This is a genomic window from Pseudomonas sp. 05T35 (assembly GCF_056396605.1).
Genome location: NZ_JBFTLU010000215.1, coordinates 1 through 7,258 on the forward strand (window position 1 = coordinate 1; position 7,258 = coordinate 7,258).

A 7,258-nucleotide genomic window follows, 5' to 3' on the forward strand; every position below is an offset into this window, starting at 1 on the left:
GCCCTGAAGATCGTCCAGAAGGAACGTGGCTGGGTGCCTGACGGCGCGCTCTACGCCATCGGCGAAATCCTCGGCATCCCGGCCAGCGACGTTGAAGGCGTGGCGACGTTCTATAGCCAGATCTTCCGTCAGCCAGTCGGTCGTCACATCATTCGCGTCTGCGACAGCATGGTCTGCTACATCGGTGGCCACGAGTCGGTGGTCAGCGAAATCCAGAGCAAKCTGGGCATCGGCCTGGGTCAAACCACCGCCGACGGTCGTTTCACCCTGCTGCCGGTCTGCTGCCTCGGCAACTGCGACAAGGCGCCGGCGTTGATGATCGACGACGACACATTCGGTGATGTGCAGCCTGCTGGCGTTGCCAAATTGCTCGAGGGCTACGTATGACCCTGACTTCCTTCGGCCCTGCCAACCGCATCAAGCGCAGCGCAGAGACCCACCCGCTGACCTGGCGTCTGCGTGACGACGGCGAGGCTGTCTGGCTCGACGAGTACCAGGCCAAGAACGGCTACGCGGCAGCGCGCAAAGCCTTCGCCGACATGTCCCAGGACGATATCGTCCAGACCGTCAAGGACTCCGGCCTCAAGGGTCGCGGCGGCGCGGGCTTCCCCACTGGCGTGAAGTGGGGCCTGATGCCCAAAGACGAATCCATGAACATCCGCTACCTGCTGTGCAACGCGGATGAAATGGAACCCAACACCTGGAAAGACCGCATGCTGATGGAGCAACTGCCCCATCTGCTGATCGAAGGCATGCTGATCAGTGCCCGCGCACTGAAAACCTACCGTGGCTACATCTTCCTGCGTGGCGAATACACCACCGCCGCCAAGCACCTGAACCGTGCCGTGGAAGAAGCCAAGGCTGCGGGCCTGCTGGGCAAGAACATCCTGGGCAGCGGTTTCGATTTCGAACTGTTCGTCCATACCGGCGCCGGGCGTTACATCTGCGGTGAAGAAACCGCACTGATCAACTCCCTCGAAGGCCGCCGCGCCAACCCGCGCTCCAAGCCGCCCTTCCCTGCCGCCGTTGGCGTATGGGGCAAGCCGACCTGCGTGAACAACGTCGAAACGCTGTGCAACGTGCCGGCGATCATCGGCGACGGCGTGGACTGGTACAAATCCCTCGCTCGCGAAGGCAGTGAAGACCATGGCACCAAGCTGATGGGCTTCTCCGGCAAAGTGAAGAACCCCGGCCTGTGGGAGCTGCCGTTCGGCGTCCCTGCGCGCGAGCTGTTCGAAGACTACGCCGGCGGCATGCGCGACGGTTACAAGCTCAAGTGCTGGCAGCCAGGCGGCGCCGGTACCGGCTTCCTGTTGCCGGAACACCTGGACGCACAAATGTACGCCGGCGGCATCGCCAAAGTGGGCACCCGTATGGGTACCGGCCTGGCCATGGCGGTGGACGACAGCGTCAACATGGTGTCCCTGCTGCGCAACATGGAAGAGTTCTTCGCCCGTGAGTCGTGCGGTTTCTGCACCCCGTGCCGTGACGGTTTGCCGTGGAGCGTCAAGCTCCTGCGCGCCATCGAGAACGGTGAAGGGCAAGCCGGCGACATCGAGACCCTGCTGGGTCTGGTCGGTTTCCTCGGCCCAGGCAAGACCTTCTGTGCTCACGCACCGGGTGCCGTGGAGCCATTGGGCAGCGCAATCAAATACTTCCGTCCAGAGTTCGAAGCCGGCATCGCGCCTACCAGCAGCGTCGCCGTCCCGCCTCTGGCAAAGCCGATCCTGGTCGGCGCTTAACGCTTTAAAAAAGGCGAACGGTCCGTGCCGTTCGCCTTTCGTCCGATGACGCCTTTTCAGGCTGTTTGGATTTGGACGGATAACAAGATTCCATTAGCCACGCCCGCTGACACCGGGCCAACGAAGAACTTTGAACCATGGCCACTATCCACGTAGACGGCAAAGAGCTCGAAGTCGATGGGGCAGACAACCTGTTACAGGCATGTCTGTCGCTAGGCCTCGATATCCCTTATTTCTGCTGGCACCCCGCCCTCGGCAGCGTTGGCGCTTGCCGCCAGTGCGCCGTCAAGCAGTACACCGACGAGAACGACAAGCGTGGTCGTATCGTCATGTCCTGCATGACCCCTGCGACCGACGGCAGCTGGATCTCCATTGACGACGAAGAAGCCAAAGTGTTCCGCGCAAGCGTCGTCGAATGGCTGATGACCAACCACCCGCACGACTGCCCCGTGTGCGAGGAAGGCGGTCACTGCCACCTGCAAGACATGACGGTAATGACCGGCCACAACGAGCGCCGTTACCGCTTCACCAAGCGTACCCACCAGAACCAGCAACTGGGCCCGTTCATTTCCCACGAAATGAACCGCTGCATCGCCTGCTATCGCTGCGTACGTTTCTATAAAGACTACGCCGGCGGTACTGACCTCGGTGTATTCGGCGCCCACGACAACGTGTACTTCGGTCGCGTTGAAGACGGCACCCTCGAAAGCGAGTTCTCCGGCAACCTCACCGAGGTCTGCCCGACCGGTGTATTCACCGACAAGACTCACTCCGAGCGCTACAACCGTAAATGGGACATGCAGTTCTCGCCGAGCATCTGCCATGGCTGCTCCAGCGGTTGCAACATCAGCCCGGGTGAGCGTTACGGCGAACTGCGTCGCATCGAAAACCGCTTCAACGGTTCGGTGAACCAGTACTTCCTTTGCGACCGTGGCCGTTTCGGCTATGGCTACGTCAACCGCGAAGATCGCCCACGTCAGCCACTGCTGGCCAACGGCGCCAAGCTGAGCCTCGACGAAGCGCTGGATAAAGCCGCTGATTTGCTGCGCGGTCGCAACATCGTTGGTATCGGTTCGCCGCGTGCCAGCCTTGAAAGCAACTACGCCCTGCGCGAACTGGTCGGTGCCGAGCACTTCTACTCGGGTATCGAAGCTTCCGAGCTTGAGCGTATTCGCCTGGTCATGCAGGTGCTGAAAGACAGCCCGCTGCCGATCCCGAACATGCGCGACGTCGAAGACCACGACGCGATTTTCGTCCTCGGTGAAGACCTGACCCAGACCGCTGCGCGCATGGCCCTGGCCCTGCGTCAATCGGTCAAGGGCAAAGCCGAAGACATGGCCGACGCCATGCGCGTTCAGCCTTGGCTCGACGCCGCGGTGAAAAACATCGGTCAGCACGCGCTGAACCCGCTGTTTATCGCAAGCCTGGCCGAAACCAAGCTCGACGACGTGGCTGAAGAATGCGTTCACGCCGCTCCAGACGACCTGGCACGTATCGGTTTCGCCGTGGCTCACGCCCTCGACGCCAGCGCCCCGGCCGTTGAAGGCCTGGACAGCGAAGCTCTCGAACTGGCTCAACGCATCGCCAACGCCCTGCTCGCGGCCAAGCGTCCGCTGATCATCGCCGGTACTTCGCTGGGCTCCAAAGCGCTGATCGAAGCGGCGGCGAACATCGCCAAAGCCCTGAAGCTGCGCGAGAAGAACGGTTCCATCAGCCTGATCGTGCCAGAGGCCAACAGCCTCGGCCTGGCCATGCTCGGCGGCGAATCGGTCGATGCAGCCCTGCAAGCGGTGATCGACGGTAAAGCCGACGCCATCGTGGTGCTGGAAAACGATCTGTACACCCGTACCGACAAAGCCAAGGTCGATGCAGCCCTGACCGCCGCCAAAGTGGTGATCGTTGCCGACCATCAGAAAACCGCTACCAGCGATCGCGCGCACCTGGTTCTGCCAGCCGCCAGCTTCGCTGAAGGCGACGGTACGCTGGTCAGCCAGGAAGGCCGCGCCCAGCGCTTCTTCCAGGTCTTCGACCCGACTTACCTCGATGCAAGCATCCTGGTTCACGAAGGCTGGCGCTGGCTGCATGCCCTGCGCGCGACCCTGCTGAACCAGCCGATCGACTGGACCCAACTGGACCACGTCACCGCGGCCTGCGCGTCGAGCACCCCACAACTGGCCGGTATCGTCAACGCTGCGCCGTCCGCTTCGTTCCGGATCAAAGGCCTGAAACTGGCCCGCGAACCGCTGCGTTACAGTGGCCGGACCGCGATGCGTGCCGACATCAGCGTGCACGAGCCGCGTACCTCCCAGGACAACGACACCGCGTTCTCGTTCTCCATGGAAGGTTACTCGGGCTCCGTCGAACCGCGTCAGCAAGTGCCATTCGCCTGGTCGCCGGGCTGGAACTCGCCGCAAGCCTGGAACAAGTTCCAGGACGAAGTCGGTGGTCATCTGCGTGCCGGTGATCCGGGTGCTCGCCTGATCGAAAGCCAGGGCGATTCACTGAACTGGTTCGCCAGTGTTCCGCGTGCGTTCAACCCGGCCCAKGGCACCTGGCAGGTTGTGCCGTTCTATCACCTGTTCGGCAGCGAAGAGAACTCTTCGAAAGCCGCTCCGGTCCAGGAACGCATTCCAGCCGCTTATGTGTCGCTGGCCAAGTCCGAAGCCGATCGCCTGGGCGTCAATGACGGTGCCATGCTGAGCTTGAACGTTGCCGGCCAGACCCTGCGTCTGCCGCTGCGCATCAACGAAGAACTGGGCGCTGGCCTGGTGGCGCTGCCTGCGGGTATCGCCGGCATTCCACCGGCAATCTTTGGCAAATCCGTTGACGGTCTGCAGGAGGCAGCGCAATGACCTTGTTCACTCCTGAAGTGATCGACATCATCATCGCGGTGCTCAAGGCCATCGTGATCCTGCTCGCCGTGGTGGTCTGCGGCGCGCTGTTGAGCTGGGTCGAGCGTCGTTTGCTCGCCCTCTGGCAGGACCGTTACGGTCCGAACCGCGTCGGCCCGTTCGGCGCGTTCCAGATTGCAGCCGACATGATCAAGATGTTCTTCAAGGAAGACTGGACGCCGCCGTTTGCCGACAAGGTGATCTTCACCCTGGCGCCGGTCGTGGCCATGAGCGCCTTGCTGATTGCCTTCGCGATCATCCCGATCACCCCGACCTGGGGTGTCGCGGACCTGAACATCGGTATCCTGTTCTTCTTCGCCATGGCCGGTCTGTCGGTCTACGCGGTGTTGTTCGCCGGCTGGTCGAGTAACAACAAGTTCGCCCTGCTGGGCAGCTTGCGGGCCTCGGCACAAACCGTGTCGTACGAAGTGTTCATGGGCCTGTCGCTGATGGGCATCGTGATCCAGGTCGGCTCGTTCAACATGCGCGACATCGTTGACTACCAGGCGCAGCACCTGTGGTTCGTCATTCCGCAGATCTTCGGTTTCCTGACCTTCTTCATTGCCGGCGTCGCCGTGACTCACCGTCACCCGTTCGACCAGCCGGAAGCGGAGCAGGAACTGGCCGACGGTTACCACATTGAATATGCCGGCATGAAATGGGGCATGTTCTTCGTCGGCGAGTACATCGGCATCGTGTTGATTTCGGCGCTGCTGGTAACCTTGTTCTTCGGTGGCTGGCACGGTCCGTTCGGCATTCTGCCGCAGATCCCGTTCATCTGGTTCGCACTGAAAACCGCGTTCTTCATCATGTTCTTCATCCTGCTGCGCGCCTCGATTCCGCGCCCACGGTATGACCAAGTGATGGACTTCAGCTGGAAGTTCTGCCTGCCGCTGACCCTCGTCAACATGCTGGTGACCGCTGCGATCGTGTTGCTCAACACGCCCGCCATCGCGGCTCAGTGAGGATAGAGAATCATGAAGTATATTTTTGACATCGTGCATGGCTTCTTCACCCAGCTTCGCAGCCTGGTGATGATTTTCGGCCATGCCTTCCGCAAGCGCGACACGCTGCAATATCCGGAAGAGGCGGTGTACCTGCCGCCGCGCTTTCGTGGACGTATCGTCCTGACCCGCGACCCCGATGGTGAAGAGCGCTGCGTTGCCTGCAACCTCTGCGCCGTGGCATGCCCGGTCGGTTGCATCTCGCTGCAGAAAGCCGAAACCGAAGACGGTCGCTGGTACCCGGAGTTTTTCCGTATCAACTTCTCGCGCTGCATTTTCTGTGGCCTCTGCGAGGAAGCCTGCCCGACCACCGCGATCCAGCTGACACCGGATTTCGAAATGGCCGAGTTCAAGCGTCAGGACCTGGTTTACGAGAAAGAAGATCTGCTGATCTCCGGCCCCGGCAAAAACCCTGACTACAACTTCTATCGTGTTGCAGGTATGGCCATTGCTGGCAAGCCGAAAGGCTCCGCGCAGAATGAAGCCGAACCGATCAACGTGAAGAGCTTGCTGCCTTAAGGAAGAAAGATGGAATTCGCTTTCTATTTCGCGTCAGGAGTTGCCGTTGTGTCCACGCTTCGCGTGATCACCAACACCAATCCTGTACACGCCCTGCTCTACCTGATTATTTCGCTGCTCGCCGTGGCGATGACCTTTTTCAGCCTCGGTGCGCCATTTGCCGGTGTACTGGAAGTGATCGCCTACGCCGGCGCCATCATGGTGCTGTTCGTGTTCGTGGTGATGATGCTGAACCTCGGCCCCGCCTCGGTTCAGCAAGAACGCGTATGGCTCAAGCCCGGTATCTGGGCGGGTCCGGTGGTACTGGCTGCGCTGCTGCTGGCTGAACTGCTGTATGTGCTGTTCAGCCATTCCAGCGGCACCGGCGTCGGCCACACCACCGTAGACGCCAAGGCCGTGGGCATCAGCCTGTTCGGTCCTTATCTGCTGGTGGTCGAACTCGCCTCGATGCTGCTGCTCGCCGCAGCCGTCACGGCGTTCCACTTGGGCCGCAACGAGGCGAAGGAGTAACTTTATGCCTGCTATCCCTCTCGAGCATGGTCTGGCGGTTGCCGGCATCCTGTTCTGCCTCGGTCTGGTTGGCCTGATGGTCCGCCGCAACATTCTCTTCGTGCTGATGAGCCTGGAGGTCATGATGAATGCCTCCGCACTGGCGTTCATCGTTGCCGGTAGCCGTTGGGGCCAGCCGGATGGACAGATCATGTTCATCCTGGTGATCAGCCTGGCCGCCGCCGAGGCCAGCATTGGCCTGGCGATTCTGTTGCAGCTGCATCGCCGCTTCCACACTCTCGATATCGACGCTGCCAGCGAGATGCGCGGATGAACCTTCTCTATCTGACTTTCGTATTCCCCCTGATCGGTTTCCTGCTGCTGTCGTTCTCACGCGGCCGCCTCTCGGAAAACCTCTCGGCGCTGATCGGCGTCGGCTCCGTCGGCCTCTCGGCGATCGTTGCTGCCTACGTCATCTGGCAGTTCAACGTCGCGCCGCCTGAAGGCGGTCACGTCACCCAGGTGTTGTGGCAGTGGATGTCGGTCGGCGACTTCAAGCCGAACTTCGCCCTGTACCTGGATGGCCTGTCCGTGACCATGCTCGGTGTGGTCG

The 7,258-nt window shown here is 61.3% G+C and carries 7 protein-coding genes and 1 pseudogene; all 8 read left to right on the forward strand.

Annotated features, from left to right (window positions below; all coding sequences use genetic code 11):
• A partial coding sequence (gene nuoE, locus AC1DH9_RS17095; protein ID WP_477808471.1) for an NADH-quinone oxidoreductase subunit NuoE occupies positions 1–387 on the forward strand: 387 nt, incomplete at its 5' end.
• On the forward strand, positions 384–1,742 hold the full coding sequence (nuoF, locus tag AC1DH9_RS17100) for an NADH-quinone oxidoreductase subunit NuoF (protein WP_429538572.1): 1,359 nt from the start codon (positions 384–386) through the stop codon (positions 1,740–1,742). The genes nuoE and nuoF, both read left to right, overlap by 4 nt.
• A 137-nt stretch (positions 1,743–1,879) precedes the next feature.
• The gene (nuoG, locus tag AC1DH9_RS17105) at positions 1,880–4,594 is read left to right on the forward strand and encodes an NADH-quinone oxidoreductase subunit NuoG (protein WP_477808472.1); all 2,715 of its coding nucleotides are present in this window, start codon (positions 1,880–1,882) and stop codon (positions 4,592–4,594) included.
• Complete coding sequence (nuoH, locus tag AC1DH9_RS17110; protein WP_019689819.1) at positions 4,591–5,598, forward strand: NADH-quinone oxidoreductase subunit NuoH; 1,008 nt, start codon at positions 4,591–4,593, stop codon at positions 5,596–5,598. The genes nuoG and nuoH overlap by 4 nt, the downstream gene beginning before the upstream one ends.
• A gap of 12 nt (positions 5,599–5,610) precedes the next feature.
• Positions 5,611–6,156: an NADH-quinone oxidoreductase subunit NuoI gene (nuoI, locus tag AC1DH9_RS17115; protein WP_218570730.1), complete on the forward strand. Its 546-nt coding sequence runs from the start codon at positions 5,611–5,613 to the stop codon at positions 6,154–6,156.
• Positions 6,157–6,165: 9 nt separating this feature from the next.
• Positions 6,166–6,666, forward strand: a complete 501-nt coding sequence (gene nuoJ, locus AC1DH9_RS17120; RefSeq protein WP_019689817.1) for an NADH-quinone oxidoreductase subunit J — start codon at positions 6,166–6,168, stop codon at positions 6,664–6,666.
• 4 nt (positions 6,667–6,670) lie between these two features.
• Positions 6,671–6,979 carry an NADH-quinone oxidoreductase subunit NuoK gene (nuoK, locus tag AC1DH9_RS17125; protein ID WP_054597859.1) on the forward strand — a complete coding sequence of 103 codons (309 nt, stop codon included), beginning with the start codon at positions 6,671–6,673 and terminating at the stop codon, positions 6,977–6,979.
• A pseudogene (locus tag AC1DH9_RS17130) lies at positions 6,976–7,258 on the forward strand (NADH-quinone oxidoreductase subunit L); the annotation flags it as partial. The gene nuoK and the pseudogene AC1DH9_RS17130, both read left to right, overlap by 4 nt.